This is a genomic window from Chloroflexota bacterium (assembly GCA_016235055.1).
Taxonomy (GTDB): domain Bacteria; phylum Chloroflexota; class Anaerolineae; order JACRMK01; family JACRMK01; genus JACRMK01.
On record JACRMK010000024.1, the window covers coordinates 1 to 26981 of the forward strand.

General features: G+C 61.6%; 14 protein-coding genes and 1 pseudogene. 13 read left to right on the forward strand and 2 right to left on the reverse strand.

The window, feature by feature from the left end; translation table 11 throughout:
- The first annotated feature begins 448 nt into the window (after positions 1-448).
- The 11 genes from HZB53_06375 to HZB53_06425 all read left to right on the forward strand — a co-directional run bounded on the left by HZB53_06375 (position 449) and on the right by HZB53_06425 (position 13834).
- Positions 449-1156, forward strand: a complete 708-nt coding sequence (locus HZB53_06375) for a GntR family transcriptional regulator (protein MBI5877256.1) — start codon at positions 449-451, stop codon at positions 1154-1156.
- A gap of 220 nt (positions 1157-1376) precedes the next feature.
- Positions 1377-3032, forward strand: coding sequence for an ABC transporter substrate-binding protein (locus tag HZB53_06380; GenBank protein ID MBI5877257.1), 1656 nt, complete (start codon positions 1377-1379; stop codon positions 3030-3032).
- A 193-nt stretch (positions 3033-3225) separates the two neighbouring features.
- Positions 3226-4182, forward strand: a complete 957-nt coding sequence (locus HZB53_06385; protein MBI5877258.1) for an ABC transporter permease — start codon at positions 3226-3228, stop codon at positions 4180-4182.
- Positions 4183-4223: 41 nt separating this feature from the next.
- The gene (locus tag HZB53_06390) at positions 4224-5129 is read left to right on the forward strand and encodes an ABC transporter permease (GenBank protein MBI5877259.1); all 906 of its coding nucleotides are present in this window, start codon (positions 4224-4226) and stop codon (positions 5127-5129) included.
- 41 nt (positions 5130-5170) lie between these two features.
- The gene (locus tag HZB53_06395) at positions 5171-6427 is read left to right on the forward strand and encodes an amidohydrolase family protein (GenBank protein ID MBI5877260.1); all 1257 of its coding nucleotides are present in this window, start codon (positions 5171-5173) and stop codon (positions 6425-6427) included.
- Between the two features lie 14 nt (positions 6428-6441).
- Positions 6442-7695, forward strand: a complete 1254-nt coding sequence (locus HZB53_06400) for an amidohydrolase family protein (GenBank protein MBI5877261.1) — start codon at positions 6442-6444, stop codon at positions 7693-7695.
- 80 nt (positions 7696-7775) lie between these two features.
- Positions 7776-8825 carry a M42 family metallopeptidase gene (locus tag HZB53_06405; GenBank protein MBI5877262.1) on the forward strand — a complete coding sequence of 350 codons (1050 nt, stop codon included), beginning with the start codon at positions 7776-7778 and terminating at the stop codon, positions 8823-8825.
- Between the two features lie 120 nt (positions 8826-8945).
- Positions 8946-9974, forward strand: coding sequence for a D-2-hydroxyacid dehydrogenase (locus tag HZB53_06410; GenBank protein ID MBI5877263.1), 1029 nt, complete (start codon positions 8946-8948; stop codon positions 9972-9974).
- Positions 9975-10054: 80 nt separating this feature from the next.
- Positions 10055-10978 (forward strand): ABC transporter permease, encoded by a 924-nt coding sequence (locus tag HZB53_06415; GenBank protein MBI5877264.1) that lies wholly within the window; start codon positions 10055-10057, stop codon positions 10976-10978.
- Positions 10979-10986: 8 nt separating this feature from the next.
- Entirely contained in the window at positions 10987-11883 is an 897-nt protein-coding gene (locus HZB53_06420; protein ID MBI5877265.1) for an ABC transporter permease, read from the forward strand.
- 334 nt (positions 11884-12217) lie between these two features.
- Positions 12218-13834 (forward strand): ABC transporter substrate-binding protein, encoded by a 1617-nt coding sequence (locus HZB53_06425; protein ID MBI5877266.1) that lies wholly within the window; start codon positions 12218-12220, stop codon positions 13832-13834.
- Positions 13835-13910: 76 nt separating this feature from the next.
- Here HZB53_06425 and HZB53_06430 read toward each other — a convergent pair.
- Positions 13911-14363: pseudogene (locus HZB53_06430) on the reverse strand (transposase).
- 35 nt (positions 14364-14398) lie between these two features.
- Here HZB53_06430 and HZB53_06435 point away from each other — a divergent pair.
- Positions 14399-15103 (forward strand): 4Fe-4S binding protein, encoded by a 705-nt coding sequence (locus HZB53_06435; protein MBI5877267.1) that lies wholly within the window; start codon positions 14399-14401, stop codon positions 15101-15103.
- 598 nt (positions 15104-15701) lie between these two features.
- The gene (locus HZB53_06440; GenBank protein ID MBI5877268.1) at positions 15702-16307 is read left to right on the forward strand and encodes a hypothetical protein; all 606 of its coding nucleotides are present in this window, start codon (positions 15702-15704) and stop codon (positions 16305-16307) included.
- A gap of 33 nt (positions 16308-16340) precedes the next feature.
- Here HZB53_06440 and HZB53_06445 read toward each other — a convergent pair whose 3' ends face one another.
- Entirely contained in the window at positions 16341-26969 is a 10629-nt protein-coding gene (locus HZB53_06445) for a hypothetical protein (protein MBI5877269.1), read from the reverse strand.
- Positions 26970-26981 lie beyond the last annotated feature (12 nt).

The following is a 26981-nucleotide window of genomic DNA, read 5'->3' on the forward strand; positions in this document are numbered from 1 at the left end:
ACGCCCGGCACAGCCGCTCACCTGCTTGAGGCCGAGACAAGCGGCTGGAGACCTAACACGGGTTCAGCCATCAACCCGTGCCTCCCCAACGACTTTCTCGGTGATTTCGATGGCCATCCTCACGCCCGGCTTCTAGTGCATTTATAACGAGGGCCTTGTGTGACAAATCGTCGTGCAGCGGCACATTATCGTCGCGAATTAGCGCAAGCGTTCGCACAACCAGGTCGTTTAAAGATTCATTAGGCACTTGACATGCGATCAAACCGCAATATAATCCCCAGCAATGATGATGTCCTATATCCTATATCCTATATCCTATCAAGGATCGACTTGAGTTGGGTGCGAAGAATCAACATTTCAGTAGGCTATACTCACTGTTTTATGCCTCAATGCGTGTGGCGATAGCCGCATCGGGCAGCCATTTTTTCCCGATCACGGAGAGCCATCAGTGACTAATCACGTCTATGGCATCAAGAAAGTACCATCGCACTCTCTTCGACGACAGGCATATCAGCAAATCAAGGACTTGATCGTCCACAACAAGCTTCGCCCCAATCAGGAAATCGTCATCGATCAATTGGCGCGTGAACTTGGGATGAGTCATACGCCGGTGCGCGAGGCGCTGATCAAACTGGAACTGGACGGTCTGGTCACGATGGAACGGCACCGCACGCCACGCGTATCGGAAATCCGGATGGAAGACATTCGGGAGATGTACCAGGTACGCATGCTGCTAGAGGGCTGGGCGGCCGCCCAGGCGGCGGGCAACCTCAGCGACGCACAACTTAGTGAGTTGTCTGATCTGTTGGAGCGGGCGCTCGCGGAAGCCCGCGAGCATCGCTACGAAATCCATCTCACGGCCGACCTGGACTTTCACGACACCCTCATCAGCGCAGCGCCAAACGAGCTTTTCAAACGCCTGGCCATTGCCGTGACCGACCAAACGCTCCGGCTGCGCTCGCTGGTGCAGACGGTGGCCACCCAGCACATCGAGCAGATCGTCGCCGAACACGGCGCGATCCTCAATGCGTTGCGGGCCCGCAATCCGGAATTGGCTCGGCAGTGCATGGTCGCGCATCTCGACGCCGCCATGGGCCGCACTCTCGAGACATGCGAGCGCGAGGCCAGCGGGATACTACAGCCGCAGAAGAAATAGAGACACCCAAAGAACAAGCGTTCCGCGGCTTATTGGCATGGGCGCACATCCGATTGGCTTTTTTGAGCGCTTGTTGCGTATCCCCAGATTACGATGAAAAGGAGGTAGACCTCACAAATCCTACAGACTTGCGCCAGTGTATGTCGGCAGGTCAGGTGCTGCCTGGATGAAGCGTGCATGCACCAATGCACTCCTGCATCCTTAGTTAAAGGAGAAGAGAATGAATCACTGGAAACTGCCCGCTTTCCTGGTCATTTTCACTGTCCTGATCGCGGCTTGCGGACCCGGTAGCTCACCAGCCGCTGTCGTGCCGCAGCCAACCTCGGCTGTGAAACAGGTGGCTAAGCCAGGCGGTAATTTGCGCTACGGAAGCCGCGCTGCGGTCACCATGCTCGATCCCAGCATCCACTCATCGGCGCCTACGGGGCCGATCTCAGACCAGTTATATGACCCTCTGATCTGGCAACCCGAGCCAAACAAGTTTGTGCCGGGCCTGGCTGAAAGTTGGGAGATATCGCCTGACTCCAAAGTCTATACACTCCATCTGCGGAAGGATGTGAAGTTCCACGACGGCACTCTGCTTAATGCGGCCGCAGTGAAGTTTAGTCTTGACCGCATCGTTGATCCCAAGACCAAGTCGCTGCAAGTGGCTGCCATAGGACCCTATGACAAGTCTGAGGTCGTGGACGAATATACGGTCAAGATCACACTGAAATCAACGTTCCCGATCTTCCTGAATCAACTCACTACGCGAGCGCTCTCGCCGTCATCACCGACCGCCGTCGCCAAGCTGGGCGATAAGTGGGCCCGGTATTCCGTGGGTACCGGACCGTTCCGGGTGAAAGCGTGGCCGGACGACAACACCCTGGTCCTTGAGCGCAACCCCGACTACAAGTGGGGGCCGTCGTTCCTGAACCATCAGGGGCCGGCCTACCTGGATACCATCACGTACAAATTCATTGCCGAAGGTTCGACGCGCCTCATCGCCCTCGAATCGGGAGAGGTTGATATCATTGATGAACCGCCGCCCGAAGAAGCCCAGCGCCTGAAGACGGACACGCGTTTTCGCGTCGACGCGGTAGTCATCGGTGGCTTACCGCAGGTGTTGAATATCAACGTCTCGCGCCCACCGACGAACGAGCTGGCCGTGCGACAAGCGATGTTGTACGCTGTGGACCGCAAGTCGATGGCGAAACTGATCTTCTTCGGCGCGCTGCCGCCCGCGAATGGCCCGTTCTCGTCGGGCTCGTGGGCCTACTGGACTGGCGTGGAGAGTATGTACAACTACGATCTAGCCAAAGCGAAGAAGCTGCTCGACGACGCCGGCTGGATCCTCAATACCAAGACGGGTATCCGCGAGAAAAACGGCCAGCCGCTGCGCATCCGGCACGTTACATCCACCGGCTACAATTCCGAGAAACCGGCGACGTATGTCCAGGCCGCATTGAAAGAAGTGGGGATTGACGACGTGGTCGAGGCCATGGCTTACGAGGCGTCGGCTAAGCGCTATGCGGATAACGATTTCGAGTTGGCGCGCCTGGGCTATACCGGATTTGATCCCGATGGATCGATCCGCGTCGCGTTTCACTCGTCGCAGATTACCCAGGGCGGCCTGTTCAATCGCTCGCACATCAACGATCCCAAGATTGACGCGTTGATTGACCAGGGCGCTGCTGAAACCGACGCGGCCAAGCGCAAGGAGATCTACCGGCAGTTGCAGCAAATCATCATGGACCAGGCGCTGATCATTCCGGTCAACGAGCAGGTTCTCTATCAGGTGTTTAGCGTCAAGGCGGTCCAAGATTTCAAGACCAGCACACCGGGTCAGGGTTCGCCATATTTAGTCGATGTGTGGCTGGACCAGGCAGCGAAGTAGCACGGATGGCCGGGTGAGAGACGCCTCTCACCCGGCTGCCTCAAATGCTGGCCGTGTGTTAATCTATGGCTGCGCCTTAAAGGCTTCGGCCCGCAGCACTGTGAAGCAAGCCATCCCGCAGCGCCAATCGGCACGGGACTGACACCAGGCGTTTTCAGGCAGTTGTCAGGCAATCGCAGCAGCGAGGTTACAGATGTCGGCATACATTCTACGACGCGCGACGCTGACCGTTCCGGTCGTGCTGGGCGTTACACTATTTGTTTTTCTCATGCTTCACTTCCTGCCCGGCGACCCGGTGCTGATGATGTTGACCGAGCAAGCCGGGCAGACTGCCCCAAGCTCATCGACGAATATTTCTCAGGAGACCTACAACAACATGCGGCACGAACTGGGGCTTGACCAGCCGCTCGTCGTGCAGTACGGCCGGTTTCTCTGGGGTGTGGTGCGCGGCGATCTGGGACATTCGTTTCGCAGCCAGCAGCCCGTTGCGGACATGATTCTGCGTAACCTGCCCTACACTTTTACACTGGCCGTGGTCAGTCTGGGCGTCTCCTTGACGCTCGGCCTTTTGCTGGGCATCGTGGCTGCGATTAAGCGCGATACCTGGATCGATGGCGTTGCGATGACGCTGGCGGCGCTCGGCGTTTCCATGCCTTCTTTTTGGCTCGGCATCATGCTCCTGCTGATTTTCGCGCTGCAGTTGAGGCTGCTGCCAGCGGTGGGGCTGGCTTCCGACTGGCAGTCTCTCATTCTGCCCGCCATCACGCTCGGCTTCGGCTCCTCGGCCACGATCGCTCGCCTCATGCGCTCCGGCCTGGTCGAAGTGCTTCATCAAGACTACGTGCGCACTGCCCGCGCCAAGGGCCTGGTGGAGAAAGTTATTATCCTGCGCCATGCGCTCAAGAATGCGCTCATCCCGGTCGTCACGGTGGTGGGGTTGCAGTTCGGCGCCTTATTGAGCGGCACCGTGGTGATTGAGACGGTCTTTGCGCGTCCGGGCATTGGACGGATGGCCGTACAGGCGATCCTTGAAAAGGATTTCTCGGTCGTGCAGGGCGTCGTATTGTTCACGGCGACGACTTATGTCATCGCGAACTTCCTTGTCGACCTATCCTACGCTTGGCTCGATCCGCGCATCCGTTATGAGTAGTCACTTCGGGAAACGGCTCTTAGCGAACAAAGGCGAACACGATGACCGCACCGCCAAGCGCTGTTTCCACGGCGCTTAACCGACAACTCCAACAACGACCGGAGGCCAGCCCGACCACGCTCGCCTTGCGCCGCCTGGTTCGCAAGACCGCGCCCATGATTGGTCTCAGTCTGCTGGTCATCATCATCATCTCGGCTGTCTTCGCCCCGCTGCTAACGCCCTACGATCCCGCGAAGTTGGCGCCGCGCGATGCGATGCAACCGCCGTCGCTGGAGCACCCCTTCGGCACCGATCAGTTTGGCCGGGACCAGCTCACACGCATCTTATTCGGCGGACAGCTTTCCCTGCAGGTGGGCTTTCTCAGTGCGGCGATTGGTTGCATCATCGGGATCTTCCTGGGCGCGACAGGCGGTTACGCGGGCGGCTGGATAGACGAGGGGATCGGCCGCCTGATGGATGTGATGCTGGCATTCCCGGGCATCCTGCTGGCGCTGGCGATCGTAGCCGTGCTCGGGCCCAGCCTGACTAACCTGATGATCGCGGTGGGTGTCTCCTCGATTCCTGGCTTTGCCCGCCTGGTGCGCAGCGAGACCCTGAGTACCAAGAAAAAAGATTACGTGCTCGCCGCCCGCGCGTTGGGCTGCAAGCATGTAGCGATCGTGTGGCGCCACATCATTCCCAATATCACAGCCTCGATCCTGGTTTATGTGACGCTGCGCGTCGCTACGGCCATCCTGGCCAGCGCGGCTCTGAACTACCTGGGGCTGGGCGCTAAACCTCCCACGCCGGAATGGGGACTGATGCTGGCGGAATCACGCGACTTCATTCGCCGCGCCTGGTGGCTTGCCACCTTTCCCGGTCTCTCGATCATGCTGCTCGTGATCTCCGTTAACCTGTTAGGCGATGGGCTGCGTGATGCCTTCGACCCCTGGCTCAAGGGTAAATGAGCGATGAACCATCGGCTCCGAAAGGACAAGCAACGGTGTCTATGTCAAGTCAAGGCCCGCGCCGCCTGATGAGCGCCAGTCATCTGTTCGACGGTGTGGCCGCACTCGCTACAGAAGGCGCGGTCGTAGTGAATGGCGATCGGATCGAGGCCGTTGGTCCGCGCGCCGCATTGCTACAGCAGTTCGGCGCGGATAATCTGACCGCCGAGCATTTCGATGGCTGCACCGTGATGCCCGGTCTCATTGAAACCCACGTCCACCTGATCTTGCCGGCCAACGGCGATTCGTTTGTCGAGTATTGTCAGAATCCCGACGAGTTGTTGCTGCTGACCGCGGCCCACAACGCGTCGCTCTGTCTCCAGTCCGGCTTTACAACGGTCGTCGATCTGGGCGCCAGAGGCACGATTGTTTTCCGGCTACGCGACGCTATTCAGAAGAAGATCCTGGCGGGTCCGCGCCTGTTGCTCGTTGGTCGCCCGCTGACGATCACCGGCGGTCACTGCTGGCCCTTCTTGGGCGAGGCCGACGGAGTCGACGGTGTGCGCCATGCGGTGCGGCAGCTTTGCAAGGAAGGCGCAGATCTCATCAAGGTGATCGTGACCGGTGGTGGTACGCCCGGCAGTGACAGCCGTCGTCCAGCCTACTCCCTGCCCGAGTTGTGCGCCGCGGCGGACGAAGCCCATGCGCGCAATCGCAAGGTGTTCGGCCACTGTAGCGCGATCGCCGGCACAACACAGGCGCTCGACGCCGGCTTCGACTTGATCGCGCACTGCCATTTCCAGACTCCGGACGGCCGGAACGAATTTGACGAGCGGTTGGCGCACCGCATCGTCGAACAGGGCCTGTATGTGAATCCCACGCTGCAAACCAACCGCGTCCGCGGCGACGCACGGATCATCGGCCGTCTGCCCGCCGACGCGCAACGTCCAGCCTTCGAGGCCTGGAGCGCACGCTACGCCAAGATCACGTACAACTTCTCGCGGTTGCATCAGATGGGCGTGCGCTTGATCTGTGGTTCGGATTCCGGCTGGGGCTGGTCGGCGTTTGGCGACAACTGCCTGGAGCTGGATGCCATGGTGGCCGCCGGTATGAGCGCGCCGGAGGCGCTCGTATCGGCGACCAGTCTGGCCGCCGACGCGCTTGGCTGGGGAGACCGTATCGGCCGGCTCGAGCCAGGCAAGTCGGCCGATCTGCTGGTGGTCGCCGGCGACCCGACGCAAAATATCAGGGCTCTCAAAGATGTGCGCGCTGTCTGGCTAGAAGGTCAACGCGTGGGCGCGCAGCCCATGCTAACCTAACTTGAGGTGATGCGATGACACTGGCGATAAAAGCTGGGAAACTGATTGACGGGACCGGCAAGGCACCCTTGGCGAATGCCGTCATCCTCGTCGAAGGTACAAAGATCACACAGGTCGGCCCGGCGCATTCGGTCCCCATTCCACCCGGTGCGCGGGTCATTTCCGCGGCTAACAGAACGGTCATGCCAGGCATGGTGGATGCCCATGTCCATGTGCAGGGCAAAGGCGGATCCAACCGGCGGGCCTCGCTCATCGCGGAAGTCCAGGAGATGAACGAGACCGTTACGCTGCAAGCGTACGTCAATATGCGAGAGACCCTGGAAGCCGGCTTCACGACCGTCCGCGACCTGGCCGCGCGCAGCTACGTCGCCATCGCGCTGCGCGAAGCCATCAATAGCGGTATGGTTGAAGGCCCGCGCATGCGTGCATGCGGCCAGGGACTCTGTATTACGGGTGGGCACATGGACGCCACGCGCTGGCGGCCGGAGGTCAATATTGCCGGCCGCACGGGCGTGGCCGATTCGCCCTGGGAATTTCGCCAGGCGGCGCGCCATCAGATCAAGATGGGCGCAGACTGCATCAAAATCAATGCGTGCAGCGGCGCGCATCGCAACCGGCACAAGCCCGACGAGCCGTTCGCGCAGGAGATGACCCTCGAAGAGATGAAGGCCGTATGCGACGAAGCGCACAAGGCGAACCTCCTGGTGGCCGCCCACACAGCCGGCGGCCAGGGTATCACGGACGCCATCCTGGCCGGGGTGAATAGCCTGGAACATGCGCACTGGCTTACGGAGGAGCAAGTTGATCTGATGGCAGAACACGGTACCTTTTGCGTACCCACCCTGATCGTCGTTGCCCATCAGTTGGCGGTCGGCAAAGAAGCGCTGGGCGCCAGCGACGAATCGTGGGCCTGGTTGAATATGGCCATGGAAGCCAAGTGGCGTAGTCTTGAACGAGCCCGCAAAGCGGGGGTAAAGATCGCGGCGGGTACGGATGCCGGGTTTGTGGTTGCCCATGGTCAGAATGCCGCCGAGATGGAGCTGCTGGTCAAAGCGGGCCTGTCGCCGATGGAGGCGATTGTCGCCGGGACCGCGTTGAGCGCGGAATGCGTTGACATGGCCGACACGGTGGGGACGATCGAGGCGGGAAAGTTCGCGGACTTTGTGTTCGTGGATGGCGATCCGCTTCAGGACATCCGGTTACTTCAACGGCATGAGTGTATCAAGACGGTAATCAAAGGGGGCGAGGTGGTCGTCGAGCGAAGTTAGAGGGCAGAGGCCACGTATCGTGAGCGCGGTTCCCGCAGACTACCGGGAAGCAGACAGATTTTCAGGCATGCCACCAACCTATGGATAGCTATACCCTGCTGGAGAAACTGTGCAATATTCCGGGTGCGCCGGGATTTGAAGATCAGGTGCGCGAGTCGATAGCCGCCCTGGTGACGCCGCTGGTTGATGAGGTGCACACAGACGCTCTCGGGAATCTGTTGGTCACCCGGCGGGGCAGGACGGATTTCAAAATGATGCTCGATGCGCATATGGACGAGATCGGGTTCATGGTACAGCACATCGACGAGCGGGGGTTTATCCGCTTTACGCCTCTGGGCAGTTGGGATGCGCGGCTGCTTCCCAGTCACGCGCCGACCATATATACGCGGGAAGGCCGAAGCTTTCAAGGCGTGATCGGCACGGCCCCACCCCACATCCTCAAACCAGCCGAGCGCGAAACCGTAATCTCGATGGAAGACATGTTCATCGATATCGGGGCGACGTCCAGTCAAGAAGTTGGTGAACTGGGCGTGCGGGTGGGGGATCCGATCGTCATCCAGTACCCATTCCGCCGCATTGGCCAAGACACCGTGATTGGCAAAGCGCTCGATGATCGCATCGGCTGCGCCTTGATCATCAAGACGCTGGAGGCATTGCACGAAGCTGAGATCGATGCAACGATAGTAGGCGCGTTCGTCGTCAGCGAGGAGCGTGGAATGATCGGCGCGCGCACCGCCGCGTTTCAGATCGAGCCTGATCTAGCCATAGCCCTGGAAGCGGGTGTTGCCGCCGATATCCCCGGGGTTGCTGAACCACGGCAGCCAACCGGATTGGACAAGGGGCCAGCTCTCACCGTCGCCGATAATAGCTTCATTGTGCCGCGCAATATGGTCCGCGCGTTGGAGCGTATGGCGGAACACGAGGGGATTCAATATCAAATCAAGCTTCCCGGCACAGGCGGCACCGACGCCGGGGCCATTCATCAAGTGCGGGGCGGTGTCTTCACAGGCGTTCTATCCGTCCCTTGTCGGTATATCCACTCGCCGTTTAGCATGTGTCGGCTGAGCGAATTCGACGCGACCTCTCGGTTGCTGACGGCGTTCTGCCGCGCGGCGCCGATCGATGGGTAGTCAGCCCCTCGTGCGGTCCTTGTGCCAACACCCGCAGCGCGCCAAGTCAATTGTGCTCTTGGGTGCAATCTTTTATGCGACACGCTCGCCAAACAAACATCCCATTCGCAGGAGTAACCGGTGTCTGAACCTCTTACCATCGTAATCGCCACGCCGCTCGAGGCGGTCCACGTCGCGCAGATCCGGGCCGTGGACCCGCGCATTCGAGTGCTGCACGACCCCGAGTTGTTACCGACGCCGCGCTACCATGCGGACCATACGGGCGACCCCAATTGGAAGCGCACGCCGGAACAGGAGCAACGCTTCCTGGCGATGCTCGCGCAAGCCGACGTCATGTTCGACTTCGACCGCACGCACCTGCGCGACCTGCGTAGCATCGCGCCGCGCATGCGGTGGGTGCAATCGACCAGCGCCGGCATCGGCCAGATGATCAAGCGCGCCGGGCTCGACCAGGCCGGCATGATATTCACAACGTCGAGCGGCGTGCACGCGCGGCCGCTGGCGGATTTCTGCCTGATGGCGATGCTGATGTTCGCCAAGAACTACCAGTGGATGGAGCGCGATAAGCAGGCGAAGCACTGGGAACGCTACTGCGGCGAGGAGCTGACCGGCCAGACGCTGGCAATCGTCGGACTCGGCCGCGTCGGCCAGACGGTGGCTCGGCACGGCAAGCGGATGGATATGCGCGTCGTCGGGATGAAGCGCACGTCGGGCTCCGTTTCCAACGTGGATCGGGTGTACGCCCAGTCGGAGCTGCATGCCATGCTGGCCGAGGCCGACTTCCTGGTGCTGATCGCTCCGCACACCGCCGAAACCGAGGGACTGATCGGCGAGCGCGAGTTGGCCGTGATGAAGCCGTCAGCGGTACTGATCAATATTGCGCGGGGGACGCTGGTTGACGAAGAGGCGCTGGTGCGCGCCCTGCGGGAGCAGCGCCTGGCAGGCGCCGCGCTCGATGTCTTCCGGCAAGAGCCGCCGCCGCAAGAGTCGCCGCTGTGGGCGATGCCCAACGTGATCGTAAGCCCGCACTCAGCGAGCACCGTCCGGCAAGAAAACGCTCGCATAACGGACCTATTCTGCGACAACCTCCGCCGCTTTCTCAGTAACGAGCCGCTGCGCAACGTGCTCGACACCGAGAAATTGTACTAGCGCGGGTGTGCGCGCTGCGCTCGCCTTTGGCCCTGCCGCCGGGCACGTCAACGGCACAAAAGACTTGACCGGAAACCACCATGCGCTATGTGCTTCGTCGTTTGCTACAAACCATCATCGTCGTCTTTGGGGTGAGCATCGTCGCCTTTGGGATGACTTATCTGACCGGCGACCCCACCGAAGTCATTCTTGGCGCCGGCGCCGACCAGATGACGGTCCAGCAAATCGAGGAGTTCCGGGTCAAGATGGGATTTGACCGTCCCTGGTATGTGCAGTACGTCGATTTCGCCGCCAAGGCGCTGCGGGGCGACTTTGGCTACTCGTTTGTCCGCCACCAACCGGCCTACCAGGTCATCACCGAGCGATTGCCGGCGACGATCCAGTTATCCGCATTCGCGATGGTGATCTCGGTGCTGTTTTCGATCCCGCTGGGCGTCATTTCCGCAACGCGCTCTAACACCCTGCTCGACTATCTCGTGACGATAGTCGCGTTAATAGGGCAGTCGGTGCCCAGCTTCTGGCTGGGCATCCTGTTGATCCTGTTTTTCGGAGTGACGTTGAAATGGCTGCCTATTTCCGGCAGCGGCAGTTGGGAGCATCTCATCATGCCCGGAATCACACTGGCCGCGTTTTCCATTGCGCGAAATATGCGCCTGACGCGCGCCGCGATGCTGGAAGTCATGCAGATGGATTTTGTGCGCACCGCGCGCGGCAAGGGTATTTCTGAGAACCGTGTCATCTATAACCACGTGCTTCGCAACTCGCTGCTGCCGATCGTGACCGCGATCGGTCTGCAGATGGGCTTCCTGCTGGGCGGCTCCGTGATCACCGAAACCATTTTTGGATGGCCTGGCGTGGGCCGCGAGATCGTCGCGGCGATTGGCTCTAAGGACTTCTATGTGGTGCAAGCGGGTGTCATTATGCTTGCCCTGATATTCACGGGCGTCAATTTATCCGTAGACTTGGCGTATGGCTGGATCGATCCCAGAATCCGGCACGAGTGAGGCAGCCGATGGCCGTTGCTGAATCGAGCGCGGTTAGAACGCAATCGCTAGGACACCAAGCTATCAGACGGCTCGCGCGCAGTAAAATCGCGCTGGCAGCGGCGTTTGTTTTTCTGGTCGTTTCGTTGGGCGCGATTTTCGCTCCGTTCATTGCGCCTAACGATCCGGCCAGCCTGGCGTTAATCCGGCGGCTGAAGGAACCCGGCTACGTGGATGCCGCCGGAAAACAGTACTGGCTGGGCACCGACACAATCGGACGCGACGTGTATAGCCGCCTGGTATACGGAGCACGCGTCTCGCTGGTGGTGGGGCTGTCGGCCGTGCTGGTCTCCGGCACGGTCGGCGTGCTGTTCGGATTGATATCCGGTTTTTATGGCGGCTGGTCCGATGATCTCCTCATGCGCCTCGCGGACATTCAGCTATCGTTTCCATCGATTCTGCTGGCGCTCGCGATCCTGGCCGTGCTCGGCGCCGGATTGGAGAAGCTGATAATCGTGCTGGGCCTGACCGGCTGGGTGCAGTATGGCCGGATCGTTCGCGGCCAGGTGCTATCGGTTAAGCAGGACGAGTTCGTGGTGGCAGCCCGGGCCATCGGGCAGCGCGAGTGGCGAATCCTGTTCCAGCACATCCTGCCTAACATTTGGAGTCCTGTGATTGTCATCGCCAGCTTTTCAGTGGCGAGTAACATCGTGGCCGAGGCGTCGCTTAGCTTTCTGGGGGTGGGCGTCCCGCCGTCGATCCCAAGCTGGGGTGTGATGCTGGCGGACGGCCGACAGTACATCGGTATCGCGGAATGGTTGACGATCCCGGCTGGCGTGGCGATCTCGTTGACCGTGCTATCCATTAATATTCTGGGCGACTGGTTGCGCGACTTCCTGGACCCGCGGCTGAAGAATATCATGTGAGTGGTGATTTGCTATCGCTCACCCGGTTCGGGCAATTGCCATGCGGCCACACAGCTGGCCTCCAACCGTTTACAAACTGCATTACCTTTAAGCTAAGCGTCGGATGCGCGCCAGGCGCTGGGAAAGCTCAATGCCCATAGGTCAAGGAGGTGCGAAGTAGCGAGGAATAAATCGAATAGATGCTGCCGCAATCCAATCTGAGGATCAGGCCTGAGTTGTGGCCCCCGGAAGTCAAGGACTAGCAAGAATAGGCCTGATCGCAGTCTAGCTGCTCAATCGGATAACAGGAGAAAACATGAAGATCAGATCGTCGTTCAAGCGCATGACAATCACAATGCTGTTCGCGCTGCTGCTCGCGGCCTGCGCGCCGGCCGTGGCGCCCACAAAGGCCCCCGGATCGGCCGCCACAAGCGCGCCTGCTGTCCCGACCACCGCGTCGGCTGCTGCCACCAGTGCGCCTAAACCGTCCAAACCGGTCGTCGTGCTGCTCAATGCGGAACCGGTGAGCTACGACAACATGTTCACCCAGTCGGACGCGCACATGAGCCTCACGATCCACGAGGGGCTATTCCGCCTGGACAACGACGGCAACATCGTTCCCGCGCTCGCCGAGTCGATCAGGAATATCGACCCCCTGAACTGGGAAATCAAAATCAAGAAAGGCCTCGTATTCCACAACGACGAGCCCATCAATGCCGACGCCGTCGTGTTTACCTTCAAGCGCGCGCAGGACCTTTTTGCGGCCGGCAAGGGTGACCTGACGTTCGCGCTGGGCGCCCTGCAGTATGAAAAGGTCACCAAGGTCGACGATTACACCGTGCAGTTCAAAATGAAAGTGCCCGACCCGGTCATTACCTCGCACCTTGTCAATCCCGAGGTCTCGATCCTGCCGCCGAAATACTATACTGACAACACCCCCGAGCAGGTTACCTACAAGCCGATGGGCGCAGGAGGCTATAAGGTCATATCGTACAAAGCCGGCGAGGGCACTGTGCTGAAAGCCTTCGACAAGTACCGCCTGGGCAAACCGCCCGTCGACGATATCATCGTCAAGGCGGTCCCGGATGTTGCCGCACGCCTGGCCGAAATCAAAGCCGGCACGGCAGACCTCATGGCGGGCGTGCCGGCGGATCTGAAGAAAAGCCTGGAAGCGACGCCGGGTGTAAAGGTCATATCGGCGGCGAGTTTCAACCGCGCCTTTGTCGCGATCAAGCAGGGCCGCCACCCTGCGCTGGCCGATGTGCGTGTGCGCCAGGCGATGAACTACGCCGTCAACTGCGATGAAATCGCCAAGACCCTGTTGGGCGGGCTGGCGCAGTGCCGGATCGACCTCATCAACACGCCATACAACAACCCGAGCTTGAAGCCGTTTCCATACGATCCCGCCAAGGCCAAGCAGTTGCTGGACGACGCCGGTTGGAAGGTGGGCGCGGATGGCATCCGTGCCAAGGATGGCAAACGCCTATCTTTGCAGATGAACACGCCCAACGGCTCGTACTTGGCGGACAAAGAGGCGGCCCAGGTGATGGTGGATTACTGGAAAGCGGTCGGCATCGAGATCAGTGACCTCGGCGTCGTCGATAGCGCAACGTACGCCAAGATGCGCGAGAAGCAGGGCGCCGGCTACCGCGACCTGATGATGAGCTCGTCGGGACCGGACTATACCTGCCAGGGCGATGCGCTGCTGGTGCAGAAAGACTCCGGCTCGAACCGCATGAGCTGGGTCGATGACAAGTTCGAAGCCATGTTTAAGGCCTTCACACAGGAGTTTGACCAGAGCAAATGGCAGAAGATGTGCTGGGATATGGAAGCCTACGCTGGTGACCAGGCCCCGGTCGTCTGGTTGTACACCCTGCCCTCGCTTTATGGCGTATCGTCCAGGCTTGATTTCGCTCCGCGCGGCGATGGCCGCATGTACTTGAACCTAGTGCTGAAAGGCGTGAAGAACTAATCGCGCTCCTGATGCAACAGAGAATCTCCCGCACCGGATGGGGCGTGCGGGAGATTCTCTTGGCTCATGTCCAGAATTAGTGCAGCGTGACGAGCGCTCTGATGAAGGCCGGAGTGATTTTCTTAAGATTGATGCTGAACTCACAGACCGCAATGTATTGCGCTAGCTTGTGCTTATGCACGCCACGGAACGGGCGCATGAAATTGCGGACGCTGGTCCAGGTACCTTCCATCGTATTCACATGAACTTCGCGGATGCCATCGCCGTCATCGTCGCGTGCCCATTCCTTGAGTCCGTGTGAAACCGTGACGTGCTTGCGGCGCAGGCGCGTGTAGCCGATCCATTCATCCGTATTGACTTCGCTGTCCGCGTGGGTAAAAGACTGCACATGTTTGCGTAGCGTCTCGGCATCGGTCCGTTCGACCACGCGCAAGCGCACTTGGCCGCTGCGCCGTCCCACCCTGCCAACAATCGGTGGTCGATCATTGGCATAGGTACCATGTCCGCGCCGCTTGTTAGCGCGCCGGCGCGGGGGCGCTCGGCGCGTCTGCGTTCAGCGGCGTTTTGCAGTCCGTCAGTTCGGCCGCCGGGCAGGCGCGCCGCCTGCTGCCGACGTTCAGCGCGGACGCAAACTCGTTCGGCCGATTGGTCGGGCAGGACGGACAGGTCCTGCCGCAGCAGAATGCCGTGCCTACCCCCGCACCGGCCGGCAAGCATCGCTGGGTGATGGTGATCGATCTTGCGCGCTGCGACGGCTGCCATCTCTGTACTGAAGCGTGCAACAGCATGCACAAAGCCCCGGAGGGCGAGGAGTGGATCCGCGTTTTCAAAATGCAGGATTCACGGACCAACGCCACGTTCTGGTTCCCCAAACCGTGCTTCCAGTGCGATAACTCGCCCTGCACGAAGGTATGCCCGGTCGGCGCCACCTACAAACGTGAAGACGGCGTGGTGCTGATCGACCAGGATCGCTGCATCGGCTGCCGTTATTGCATAGCCGCATGTCCATACTCCTCCCGCTTCTTTACGTGGGTCGAACCGGTGCAGACGCCGGAAGAGCGCGCGCTCCCCTACGATGTCGAAATGAACACGCCGCACCGGCGGGGCGTGGCGGAGAAGTTGTCACCGCCAGGATCAAAATCCCCAAAACGCCAGGATAAAACTCCCCACACCGGTCAAGTGGACAACCTTCAGCACCGAGGCGCTGCGCATGGAAGAAGTATTCACGCATCGGGAGTGCGTCGAACGGGCACGTCAGATCGTAGGTAAACCCGGCACTCGACGTCGCCGCCGTGCTGGCCGTTGCCGTTGTGCGACTCGATGGCGTTGCTGAGGATTGCGTGATGGCGCAGGCGCGCAGCATCCCGCGCAGTGCGGCCGCGCGGATGCGCAGAACACCTTGACCGGGCAGCAATTCTCAATTTGGCTTTGTACGGGTACTTTCCAATGCCGCTTGCGATGCGCTGGCTCTCAGGCGCTTGTCACGCAAGCTGGCCCGCCGAAAAAGTGGCGCTGCCCTCCCCCCGACCCCCTCCCAACTTCGTTGGGTGGCGCTGCCCTCCCCCCGACCCCCTCCCAACTTCGTTGGGAGGGGGCGAGATTCTTAGGGGAGAAGGGGCAGGGGATGAGGGGGCATATTGGCAGCCGACTCCAAAATGAGAATTGCTGTTGACCGGGCTGCAGGCAACGGCTAGAATGAATTTGCAGCGACAGTTTGTGCGCAAGCGTCGTTGAAGGTGGCGGCAGACACGGACGGAGCGGGTGTGGCGTCATGTCGGACCGTTGACCCGTCCGTCGCGAGTCATCGGCGGCGCCGACCAGTCACGTGGTGGCTCGCGCGATGCGGTTTGACGCTGGAGGCAATGCTATGATGCGCAATCTTATTCTGTGTGCACTGCCATGGATGCTGTGTCTGATGAGCGCATGCGAAAACGCGACCGTCACCGCCGCGCCACTCGCACCGCCAATTGCGACCGTCACCGCGCGGCCGGCCACCGCCGCGTCGGTCGCGCCAACCGGTTTGCCCGGCGGGACGGCCACCGCGGTGCCGCCTGAACTGGTCAGCCTGCAGGTTGCCGCGCAGGAGCTGTGTGCCGGCTTGATGATAAAACCCCAAATCACACCGGCTGACCGGGGATATGACCTGTCATGTGCGTTTGCGGCGGGGCACTCGACATCGGTGCGTATCCAGCCTTTTGACCGTCCGGGCGACGCTCAGGCGGCCTTTCGCGCCGCGGCCGCCGGGCACGACATCACGGAACTTCACGGCTACCCCCTCGCCAAGTGGATCCAGCCCGATGCCGCGCTCCAGCAAATGGGGGCGAAGTACCGGCGAGCCGTGTGGCAATTTGGCCGCTGGCTCATCAGCGTCAGCGCGTTCGACGACACGCACTTCGAGGTGGCGGTGGGACCGGATCGATTCATGGAGACGATCTATCGAGCCGCCGTTCAACAGCGGGTGAACCCGCCGTAGGGCCGCGCACCGAAACACGCGCACTCAGTGCGGCTAGTTCTTCCGCACCAGCGGTAGAAAGATCTTTACGCCTCCGTTCGTGACATTGATCTGCTGCGTCCGCTGATCCGTGAAACCCCAGCCCCAGCGCACGATCGCCGTTGACGTCAATGTACCCGTGTTGACCACCGTGGCCTGCAGCGTGATCGTGACCGGCTGCGAACCGGTCACGTCGCCCAGCCATGACATGTAGTAGCCAGTACTCGACGGGCCGACCGCCGCGCTGCCACTGCTCGCTATGATCGTCGCGCTATTGACGAGCAGCGGCGACAGGTATTGCGAAAACGTCACGTCGCTCAACACGCCGGTGCTGGTCAGTATGGTTCGGAAAGTGACCGGGTCGCCGACGGCCGCTGTAACGCGATTGGCCGTGGAGGTCAGGTTGTGCGCAGGCAGTAGATACACCGGCACGACCGGCGTGTAGGCAATGTTGCTCGCCCGATCCAGCGCCGCCGCCGAAATCAGATTCGCCCCTTGATGCACCACCACGTTCAATGCAAACGACCCGCCCGCCGTTGGTGTGATCACTTTGCCGTTGATCAGCACCGCCACATAACCGCTGTTGTCGCTTGCGTTGCCGGAGATCGACAGCGTCATCGTTGGTGCATTCGTCGTGATGATCGTTCGTGTGTTGGGATAGGTGAGGCTGATCGCCGGCGCAGTGGCATCAGCCGGGAACGGCACGGCATACGCGCGCGTGAGCTGTTCACCGTTGCCATCCTGGTCGGTGCTGCGCGCGAACAGGCGATAGTCGCCCATGGTCGTCGTCGGCACGGCGAAATTGAATGTGGCAAAGCCGGTCAGATCGCGTGTGGTATCCAGCAACGTCGACCCATTCGTCGCCGTCACTACCAGGTGGGTTGGCCCGATGCCGAATACAACCAATCGACCAGCCCCCGGTTGACCTGGCGCGTAGTTGCCATGATCCGTGGTCAGATCGACGAGATGGGTCCAGCCCACATCGAATTGAGCGGCGGCCCCCGCGACGCGCCATGTCTCGCCCGCAATGCCGATGTTGACTAGCAACCGATATGGCCCGGCGACGGGCGCGGACAAGACGCCGCTCACGGTAATCACGTTTAGCCCCGGCTGCAGGTTGATTGTTGGAGCAATCGAAGCCAGGCGCAGCACATCCCCATCGGGGGTGAAGATCAACGGGTTCACACGCAAGTTGTTGATCGGAAGGCTGCCTTCATTGAAGAATTCAACCGTCGCCGTGATCGGGTCGTAACGCCCGTAGCGCTGCCTGTCCAGCGTGATGTGACGCGTCGTGACGCTCCAGCCCTGCACGTCGACCCGATACGGCTGCGCCCGCCCGTTGAACATCGCCATGAAGGTGTATTGATTCGACTTGATTGAGGTGGGCAGCGTGAAGGTCAGCGTGTGCGTGCCCGTCACCACGCGGCCCAGCGCATCCCGTGGCGCGGTCCAAACAAGATAGCGGTTGACGCCCAGCGCCATCTCCACCGGCCCGAACACCGAGAAGCTCGCCATGGCGGTGTTGACGTGGACCGTCATGTTGATGGTATCGCCCGCGCGATACGCCGACTTGTCGAATGTGACGTATGAACCGCCGGCCGATTCAATCACTTGCACCGGCAGGCTGTCGATCATAATCGTGCGCTGGCCCGCTTCGCCGGGCGCGGGCAGATTGGAGAGCATCATGCTCGCGCGGCTCGTGGTGGTTGCACTGAAAGCGAACGCATACTGTATGACCTGGTTGGCCGACACCGTCACGGTGACAAACTGTTCAGTGTTCAGGTAGCCCAGCGAGAGGTGGTAGCTGCCGCTCAGTCCGGCGCGTTCCGTGAGCGTGACCGTGAGCAAGACCGGATCGCCCGACAGATAGAACGGCTGGTCAAGCCTCAGGTTCATGCTCAGGTCCGTACCGCTGGTCGTCACTTTGAAAGGCTGCCTCTGGTCAGCCACGACAACCTGGCCGGTATACTCACCAGCCGGCAAGTCAGATGGAACGCTCAGACTGAATGCAAAGGTCTCGGTCAGGAACGCGGTCGGCGTGACAATCCACTGCTGCGGCGCGTCGAACACTTGCAGCGCCAGGATGACGGGCGCGGAAGCGCCATCGTTCGCCACCGTGACCGCGACATTGAACGACTGCCCGGCGGCGGCTTTGCGCGGCGCTGGCGCACTCAGTCCGCCGGCCGGCGTGACGGTCACGCCAATGATACGGATACTGGCTTCTGCCGGCGCGGCTGTGTCTTGCATCGCCAGCGCGAGCGCGTCGGAATCGAGCAGGACGCTCCGCTCGTCCAGCAACTGGGCGATGAGTTGATGCCGGCCCGCTGGTATGTCTACCAGGAGGCTGCCTGTCAGCGTCTGTCCCGGCAGGAGCGCCACGCTTTGGCTAACGACCTGGCCCGTATCGAGCGCGAACCGTAGCTGAGCCAGCGTGAGCAGTGTGCCCGTGCCTGTAACGACGTACCCAACCGGAATCGTTCCCTTGAAGTTGGTGGCAGGCGGAATCAGCCGAACGGCGCCATCCAGGCCCCAGAGCATGGATTGAGCCAGGTCAAGGGCCAGGTCGCCGCGCACCGTCGCCGTCAACACGGTCGCTTGCGACACGCTCAGGCTGCGCGTGACGACGGTCGTTTGGCCGGGAGACACGGCGAGCGCTTGCGGCGCACCGCCCCCAATCGAGACGACGATGTTTGCGTCAACCCGCCCGGTGTTGCCGATGGTGACCGCAGCCTCGAAAGGCGCATAGGACGCGGTTCCAGGCACAGAGAGGCTGGCCGTGCCTTGCGGCGCGGCGATGACCAACGCCTCGGTGGCGCGCGCCTGGCCGGCCGTCGCCTCGAGCAACAGATCGTTGGAAGCCGTCAAGCTGGCAGTGTACGCTGTACCGGTTCCTGCGCCCAGGCTGACGGTCTGGCTCAAGATCGTCTGGCTATCGGCTTTCACCAACAGTGTGAACGTGTTGGTCGTCACGTCGGTGTTCGTCAAGCGCCCGGACACGCTGATGGCCTGGCCGGGACGATAGACGAGTTGGTCGGTTTGCAGCGTCAACTGAGCCGTGACCGGGTAGATGTAGAAGGGATAGCGCGACGCGCCCAGCGTTTGCGAAAGCGCCGATTGCAGCGTGGCTTGCAGCCAGTATTTGCCGGGTTGCAAGTCGAGCACGCCCACGGTCTCACTGATGACCTGGCTGTTTGCCGTACTGACTGAGACCGTCCGGGTCCACAACGCAGTCTCCGGGGTCGGAGCAACAAGGCGCGCGAAGTAGATGTCTTCGTCGGTCAGGCCGTTCGCATCGGGGCGGTTGTCACTCCAGATCACAACCGCGGTGCGGCCGGGGCCTGCGGCGAGGTTGGGATATGGGGTATTGTTTGGGGCATAGAATGGCTGCGGTACGATGACCGGACTGCTCCATGCCCCACCGGCCGGCCGCCAGGCCGCCTGGACGCTGGAAGCGCTCGGAGCGCCTGTTACCCGCACCCACGCGACCCAGAGATTTGCTTGAGCGTCCACACTCAGACTCGGCCACCCCTGAGAAGTCGCGTCCGCGATAGTTTGAGCGACGCTCCACGCTCCACCGGCCAGGCGATAGGTGAAATAGAGAAGCCCATCGACCGGGTTCCCATAAACAACATAGGCGGTGCCTGCCTGATCCACGGCAATGGTGGGATACTGTCCATTCGCTGGTGCGCCGGGTACATTGGTCAACTGTTCACTGGCGCTCCATACACCGCCAGCCGGGCGATAGGCAAACAAAACTTGTGCACTGCTGACATAGGCTCTCCAAACCGCGTAGGCATTGCCGGCGGCATCCACCGCAAAGTCAAGGGTACCCACGTCGGCAGAGATTGTTGGGCACGGCACATCGTTCACGCGCTGGTTGGTGCTCCACGTCCCCGTCACCGGGCGATAGGCAAAGTAGAAGTCATACGCGTTGGCTACGCTGCAATTCCGCTTGTCCGCCCAGATGGCATACGCGTTGCCCGCGGCATCCAGGGCAATCCGGGGATAGAGCTGGGCGCTGGTAAAGCCGCCGTCGTTCACCGGCTCGTTGAGGCCCCACGTGCCCGTCACCGGGCGATAGGCAAAGTAGATGTCGCCATTGGTATCCGTGCGCGTGTCACTCCAGATGGCATAGGCGTCGCCCTGGGCGTCCGCAGCCAGGCCCGATCCGAGCTTGAGTGTGCCCGTGACGGCGTTGACGCGCGTCCCAACACTCCATGTTCCAGTCAGAGGACGCGTGGCAAAATAGAGATCGTACTTATTGCCCGCCGTGCTATCGCGCGCGTCGCCCCACACGGCATACGCGTTACCTGATTCATCGACTCCAACCCGCGAGTACCGCTGTAGCGCCCCACCGCGTGGCGGGCTGACGCGTTCACGCGAGCCCCAGGCGCCATTCGCCGGCCGAAACATCGAATTGACTTCCTTATTCCACAGGAATGCCATGCGGCTGTTTCCGGCGGCATCCATCGTCAGCGACGACGCGGCGGTTGAATCGCTCTGGCTTACGAGCGTGCCGGTGATCCAGGCCGTCGCCGTCGCGGGTCGCGTGGCATACCAGATCTCGTAGGGATTGGGATACGGCCACGACTGCCAGATGGCGAGCAGATTTCCGGTGCCATCTACGGCAAGGTCGGGGTTGCTCTTTGCATTAGGCAGGTACTCAACGCGTTTTTCGGTCTCCCACGTTCCAGTCACCGAACGGGCCGAGGCAAAGATGGCGTTGCCAGAGCGATTATCCATCCATACCAGATATGCCCGCCCGCTCGAATCCACCGCCAGCGCCGGCGTGTTTTGCGCGGCCGTGTTGGTGATCACCCGCTCGTTCGCGCCCCACGTTCCCGTGACGTAGCGGGTGGCAAAATATATGTCGGCGTTGCCGTTTCGGCTGTCTTGCCAGGCCAGATAAACCTGGCCGGCAGCATCGACGGCGAGGTCGGGAGAACCGCGCACGCCCGTGCTCGAATCGTTCACGAGTTGGACGGCGCTCCACGCACCCGCCGCGCCCGCGGCGCGCGTGGCGAATTGGATGTTCGCACTGCCGGGATTTCCCCAGGCCATGTATAGCGTGCCGGTCAGGTCCACACCGAGGGTGATACTGCTGACAACCGTGGTCGTCACGCTCTCCTCGGTGCTCCACGTCCCGGACGTTCCGGCGGCACGGCGTGCATAGCGCAGGCCCGGCAGGATGGATTGGTTTAGGTCGGCCCACGCCATGTGGACAGCGCCCGACGCATCGATGGTCATGGCGGGCATACGACGCGGCACACAACTATCGGCGTTGCTATTGACTTGCTCGGCCTGGCTCCAGGTGCCTGTCACCGTGCGCGATGCAAAGTAGATGACGTAGTCGGAGATCCCACCGGTACACGCAATTCCCGTGGGCGCAGATGGACGAGGTTCGATCCAGACGGCATGCGCATTGCCGGCGGCGTCCAGAGTGATCTGGGGGTCGTAGTGCGTCACAAAACCAATCTCGTCATCGGTGTTGACGCGCTCGTTGGGCATCACCGTCAGCGCACGGGTTTCGGCCCGCGTCACACGCAGCGCCAGCGTCCCGCTCAAATCCCCGTTAGCCGTCACCTGGCCCTGCGCCAGGATTGACTGGCCGGGCGAGTAGCTGGCCTGGTCGGTATGCACGTCGACTTGGGCAGCCAGGCCATCCAGATGCAGCAACGCGAGCAGGTTCGACGCACGCTGTGCGCCCTGATCCCAGCTTGACACACGCAGGATATACTCGCCCGTGGCCGCGCCCGCCGGCACGTTGAGCGGAGGATTGATCTGCGCGCCGGTCGTGATGACCAGACTGCCGGTTGTGGCGGCTATCACGCGCCCCGTGTTATCGCTCAAGGTGATCGTGTAGCCGGCGGTCGTGTCCAGACCGCCCAAATTCAGCAGCGTGACCGGCAACGGCTGACCCGCGTGATAAGGCCCCGACTCTAAGCGGGCCTCAATGCGCGATGGCGGCACATTGAATGCAAAGGTTTCGGTCACGCTGGAGCCTTGCATTGCTGTGACGTGCACCTCGTATGCTCCGGTGGTCATGCTCATCGGCAAAGCAAAAGACAGCGGGATCGTCGCCCTGGCGTGCACCGGCAACGCGACCGGCTGCGCGGCCACCAGGCCCAAAGCGGGCACGGTGACGGTCACGACTGGGTTCAAATCAAAGTGTTCGGCATTGCGCAACGTGGCCGTGAAGCTGACCGTGTCGCGCACGTGATAATAGGGTTGATCAAAGTCGCTGCCGATGGAGGGACGAGCCGGAAGGTCCCACAGGCCGTGAGCGGCTAGTCGGCCCTGCATGAGCAGGCTGTACTCGATCTGATAGGTGCCTAGCGCAATGGGGCCGGGGTCGCCCAGCGTATAGCTCACCCTGGCCGACTGGAGCATCATCAGCGGCGGCACGTCCTGCACCCCATTCCAGATCGCACTGCCTGCCGGCGTGGTCAAAGTGAGTACAAGTGTGCTGCTCAGGCTGTTGCTTGAGGGAGACTGTAGATTGGGCTGGTTGCTCACCGTGACTGAAAATGGCGTACCCGCTGCAAGCTGGGCGGGTAGATTGGGAACAGGGCGCAGGTTCGCCTCGCCCACATAGACGAGCAGAGAGCTTGTCGCGAGGAGTTGCCCGGTGTCATTTGAGATCGTTGCGACGAGATGCTTGCTTTGATCCATGCTCAGCGCATAGGGATAGTCCATGGCGCTGCCAGGCGGCACCGTGAAGGTGATGGGCGTATTCGGCAAGCCAAGTTGGCCGCGCAGGACGGCGGTTTGCATTATGACCGAATAATTGTGAACCGTCGCAGTAACCACGACTGTCTCGAAAGGCCGGGCAGCGGCGCGCTCCGCCGCTAACGAGAGTGCGAGCTGCGGCGGGGCAATGGGTGAGTGAATGTGCAGGAACGGACCCCAGGTCGTGAAGCCGGGATTGCCCACGCCGCTGAGCCTGGCGCGCACGTGGAACAATCCCACTTGTGTCCAATTGTGTACACCGCGCATGGCGCGTGGGGTGTGAAGCGTGGCGCTGACCATCTGGCTGGCGCCCGGCGCCAGGGTTGCTGTTATCGTCGTTGCAACGCTCCAAATGCTTCGGTTGAACGTCCCCGCGTACGGAATGAGCGTCAGTTCGACCTGGATCTGAGTCGTCGCGATCGAAGTGGAATTGGTAAGGGGGAAAGTAATCGTCACATCCGTGTCGGGTTCAACCGTCTGCACGGCTTGCACATCCTGCCCGCGCGACAGCAGATACGCGCGGATCAGAATCGAGCGCGTCATCTGCCAGTCGTCGCCCCAACCCATGCGCGTCTGCGTGGCCCAATCGCCGTAGGCCGTGGTCGCTAAGACGCGCCCTTGACCGAACGGGTATTCCAGCATGGCCGGGTAGCCTTCATAGTAGCCCGATGTGCGGAGCAACAACGGCTGGGCGTCGCTCGGCCACGCCGTGAACGCGCCGTCTACCTGGATATCGGGCGTGCGGTCGCCGATCCACACCAGCCAGTTGGACGGCATCGTCGCACGCACGCTTTCCTGTTCACAGCGTTGGTCTTCGTCATATCCCACCGCGCGTACCTGGCCGCCAGGCAAACTGGCCCAGTCTGTGCCGAACGCCTGCGTAAAGACGATCAGCAGCCCGCCGCCCTGCACGTATTCCTCGAGCCACGCGCGCGCTTCGGGCGCCGCGGCGATCATGTGCAGGCCGCCCGACGGCACGATCAATGCGCGTGGCGCAACGGCGGGCGGCAGGTACAACGCAGTTTGCCCGCCCCATACTGTCGTACCGGGCCAGAGGCTGATCAACTGCGCGGGCAAACCAGCCCCACTCAGTGCGTCGAGCGATCCCTTGACGAAGCCGGATGCGACCACGCCAATCGTGTCGCTTGTGGCGAGGCGGCCGAGTTCTTGCTCCAGTTCCAACTCCTGCCCATACAATGCCAAATAGCCGCGTTGCGCAACGTCCACTTCGTCCGTCAAGTGCTGCAACTCGACCGCATATGACAGTCCGCTGATCGCCGCCGACGCCTGATCGTTGCTCGTCATGAGCGCATCGGTGATCGTGAGGCCGGGTGTGATCGGGATCGTGCCGGAGATAACGCCGCGCAGGTAGGCGGCATCATTATCGACGATCGCCGCGACCTCATGCAGGTACTGATCGTACCGCGCGCCGTCGGACGTGAGCACCGCCAGTTCGGCTTTGCGCAGCGGCATGGTCAAGAACGCTTCGGCGCGCGCCAGTCCCTGCTGCCGCGCCTTCTGCACCAGCGCGTACAGATTGGTGATCGTCGCGTCGAGCGTCTCGCCTTCGTACAACTGACCGGTGTTTTGCCACACATCCTGCCGATCATCCGCCGGCCCCTGATCGGGCGGATCGGGATTGCCGGGATCGTCGTCACCGTTGCCGTCGCCGTCCTTCTGACACGACTTGCCGTTCGGCCCGTGCGTGATCGTTCCGAGCGCTGCGACGACATCAGCGACCACACCGAACCAGCCCAATATCTTGTAGAACTTGCCCATCGCTTCCAATGTGCCGCCAATCGGTATCTTCCAGCCGGCGTTGATGGCCAACTCGAATTCAAAACGGCTGCTGATGCTGATGGACAAGTTGCCGGCATCGGCTTTGGTTCGTTGGCGAAATGCCCCCGACGCCCACACGAAAATGAGCGAAACCGGTGTGGGTGGTGTGTCGATCTCCTCACCCTCTTCGCCGCCCAGGTCCGCCAGGCGGCCATCAATGTCGTCGGCCAGCGCCTTCATGCGCTCGTTGACCCGGTTTTCCCACGCCTGCTCATCCGCTTCATCGGTGCAGGTGCCTGCCTTGGCCGTGTACATGCCACCAAAGTCGAAGGCGGCGTTGAGGCTGCCGCTGGCCAGCACGAGCTTGCTATCGCTCCACCAGCTTCCAATTAAGCCCTTGACCAGTTGCTCAACGACGACGCGCCAGGGGGTCAAGTTGCCCTCCCAGTCGCCGGGCTCGTAGGTATACGCCAGTGTGCCGATTTCAACTTCCAGCAGATTAAGCGCGAACTTGAGCTGAAACTGCGCAAAGAGGCTGAACGCCGGGTCCGATTTCTTCTTTTGTACGGCGGACTCGAGCGGATGTGCTCTCGCGACGACCTGACGTGCATTCGTCTCCAGCGCGAACGACTCGCCGCCGCCGGATGCGGGTGCGAGGCTGACGATGTGGTCGCTGCCGGCCAGTCGCGCCGTCAACAGCGGGCCCGTGGCGGGCGCGCCGCCGATGGCCGACACGCGCAGGCCGTGCGGGCGGCCCAGTTCGGCAGGCACTTGAATGGATTGCTTCGACACATTGCCCGGTGGCAAAGCGACGGGTATGGTCTGTTGTTGAATGACCGCATCGTCCGCGCCGAGGACTTCGATGAGCAGGTTGTGCGATACCGTCTGCGCGGCACGCGAGCGAAATGCCAGCGCATACCGCCGTGCGATTGGATCGTAGTCGAAATCATCCAGCGTCACTCGCGTATCGCTGTTCAAGGCCGCCGGATCGCTCTCAACCCGGTAGACTTCCTGCTCCCAATCGAACGGGCCGGTGCGCCACGCCTTGACGACGGTCGTGCTCTCGTCCCATGCAAATTCCAGCGGCGGGCGTTGGCCGGTGTCGACGAGCGCAAAGGCCGCGCCGCCCGGCGGCGCATCATAGCGCACGAGCGTTTGGCCGCGCTCGTGTTCGAACGTGGCCACCCAAATCGCATCGGCTGGCGCAGGTACAGGCCATGCGTGGTCCAGCGTGGCATGCACCGGTTCGGCGACGAATTGATACGCGGCGGTGCTGTTGACGGCCAGCGATCCCACGAAGCGATACTCGCCCGGCGGCAGTTGCAGCTCGATCTGCGCGGTATGTGAATCGACGATCAGCAGACGCACGCGCGGGAACGGCAGGTATAGCTTGGCGTCGTCGGCCTTCTTCAAAGCGGCCTGGAGCGCCACGCTCGAAACGTCGGGCATTTGATTGGGACGACGGGCGATGGTCAATGCGGCTTCGTCACGCTCCGCATCGAGCGCCAGGGGTGATTGCAGCGTCAGCACGATCCGGCCGTCGGCGTTCAACTGGTAGGACAGATGCGTGCCGTCCGTCTCCAGGGTCACGGCCGCTCGCGACGCGTCGAACGTGAAGGGGCGTACCTCGGTTTCACCGTAGCCTGGCGCGCTGGCTTGATACGAATAGTTATGATTCGTCTCCGGCACGGCCAACTTCAGCGTGACTGCGCCCCACGCATCACTGCGGATGGTGCGCTCCAGCCAAAGCTGCTCATCGCGCCATACGCGGAACGTTACGGGGTTGCCAATCAGTCTGGCTCTTTGATTGGTCGAGCCCAATTGCGCGGCCAACGCGATCAGGCCGGACGTCTGGCCGAGCGTCTTCACAACCGGCACGGGCTCATCGGCGACGGGGTTGGTGGCCGGGTCGCCGTCAGCATCGATTGCCGGCGCGAAGAGCAGGCGCGCTTGAGCCAAGGCGGGCAACGATTGCGGGCTGGAGGCTTGAGAAGGCGCCGGCGGCTCACCGACCTCAGGTTGCCAGCGTCCGGCTTCCGCCACGGGCGGCGGCAGAACGCGCGCCACATCGACCGCCAACATGGCAATGATTACCAATGTCGAGAGGACGGCGTGACAGGTTCGGCTCCTTCGCATGGTACTCTCCTG